Here is a 2127-nt window from a genome sequence, read left to right as displayed (position 1 = left end):
GTTGGCTTTGTCAACGGCTTGGGCTTGTTCTGTCGATTGCTGCTGGACCTGTCCTCCCGAGTTCGACAGTTTCAAGCCTCGAAAATCGTAGACACCCAATGGAATCAATAGCTTAGCGAGGTTATTTCAAATTCTTGTGGTGGCACGTTTAGTTTATAAAATTCTTATTCTTCATAGGTAATGGTTGTGATAAAGTGGCGGCATGTTTGTCAAGGTCACCACTTCTGGTCCGCGTCGCTATGTTCAACTGGTCGAGTCCTACAGGGATGACGCCGGGCGCGTTAAGAAGCGCACCGTAGCGACATTGGGGCGCCTGGATCAACTCACCGGCGAGCTCGATTCAGTCATTGATGGCCTACTCAAAGTAGCAGGACGTGAGCCGGTTGCTGTTCAACCTGCTACGACATCTGTTGCTGCAACCGCCGGTGTTTTATTCGAGTCAGCCCGTGCCTTGGGCAATGTTTGGACCCTGACCGAAATCTGGAAAGAGCTCGGTTTCTCGGATCTGCGCCGCGTCTTTCGGCGCACTCGCCACACCATTGATGTTGAGGCTCTCATTCGCATCATGGTGCTCAACCGTCTGTGTGACCCCGACTCCAAACTGGGCGTCTTGCGCTGGCTGCAAACGGTGGCCTTGCCAGATATCGACGTCAAAGCACTCACCCATCAGCACTTGCTGCGCAGCATGGATGCGCTAATGGATCAACAAGATGCAGTGGACGAGGTCGTCGCCAAATTGCTACGCCCCTTGGTTGATCAAGACCTGTCGGTAGCGTTCTACGACATGACCACCATTCGCGCCGAAGGGCTCACCACCATGGAGGGAGATGTGCGCAAGTTTGGCATGGCCAAGGAAGGCTTGATCGCTCGCCAGTTCATGCTGGGGGTGGTGCAAACCAGTGAAGGCTTGCCCATTTATCACGAGGTCTTTGATGGCAATACGGCGGAGACCAAGACCTTGCTGCCAATCCTCAAAAAGGTGATGGACAGGTTTCCCAATCTGCGCCGTCTGATCCTGGTGGCTGACCGTGGGTTGCTGAGTCTGGACAATCTGGAGGCCTTGCAGGCGATCCGTCTACGCCCAGACATAGGCCAGGATCCGGGAAAGAGCCAAGCATTGGAATTCATCATCGCCGTACCAGGCAGGCGTTATCACGAGTTCACCGATTTACTGCAGCCATTACAGGCGCAGTGCGCCAAGGCCCCCACCGAAATCACGGGCGAAGTGGCGTGGAACGGTTTGCGCATGGTGGTGGCGCACGATCCACAGACGGCGCTTGAGCAGCATCAGAAACGCAAAGCCGCAATGACCGAGTTGGAAACCCAAGCCAAGGGATGGGCGGGCAAGCTTGACGGACAGGACCAGGGAGCGAAAAAGCGAGGGCGCAAGCTCTCCGACAGTGGCACCAAGGCGCGTTTCTATCATGCGGTGCTGGAGGCTCATTTGGGCAAAATCATCAAGATTGATATGAAGGCGGAGTTGTTCAGTTACGCCATTGATGAAGACGCCTTGCGACTGGCCGAGATGATGGACGGCAAGTTGCTGGTGGTGACCAACGTGCAGGACATGACGCCCGACAAAGTCATTGAACGCTACAAGTCATTGGCTGATATTGAACGGGGCTTCAAGGTCTTGAAGTCTGAGCTTGAGATCGGACCGGTTTATCACCGCCTGCCCGAGCGCATTCGAGCGCATGCGTCTATTTGCTTTATGGCGCTGATCCTGCACCGGGTGATGCGCATGCGTTTGCGGGCCGCTAACACGGGTGTTACGCCGGAGCGGGCATTGCAGTCGCTCAAACGAATTCAGCATCACCGCGTAACTATCAACGGTGCGCCACCCCTTTGTGGCGTGTCTTCAATGACGGCCGAGCAACACGACGTACTCGCCGCATTGAAGGTCAAACAACCCAGCCAATTTAAGCAACTTAGCCTCTTGTAGGGGCACGTTTTGAATTCATGGCCAATGAAATCATAGGCTTGCGTCATTAACTGTCGAACTCGGGTAACCGGGCATTGAACATCGCTGATGAGGGCCTTTGCAAGTGGGTCTGCATTTTCAATGTTATTGACCCCAGTTGACACGGCTTTCCAACATGCCGAAAGTTGGGCGTTACCGCAGTAGGG

Annotated in this window: 1 protein-coding gene; it reads left to right on the top strand. The window is 54.5% G+C overall.

Translation table 11 applies throughout. From position 1 onward, the window contains the following. Nucleotides 1–202: 202 nt before the first annotated feature. On the top strand, nt 203–1942 hold the full coding sequence (locus WCG50_RS19125; protein WP_336901183.1) for an IS1634 family transposase: 1740 nt from the start codon (nt 203–205) through the stop codon (nt 1940–1942). Nucleotides 1943–2127: the final 185 nt, after the last annotated feature.

This window comes from Rhodoferax sp., assembly GCF_037143375.1.
Classification (GTDB): domain Bacteria; phylum Pseudomonadota; class Gammaproteobacteria; order Burkholderiales; family Burkholderiaceae_C; genus Rhodoferax.
Note: the sequence above shows the minus strand (reverse complement) of the source record. Positions and strands in the feature narration are given on the sequence as shown.

Coding starts and splice junctions, on each gene's coding strand:
- WCG50_RS19125 (WP_336901183.1), top strand. CDS start 203: ATGTTTGTCAAGGTCACCACTTCTGGTCCGCGTCGCTATGTTCAACTG.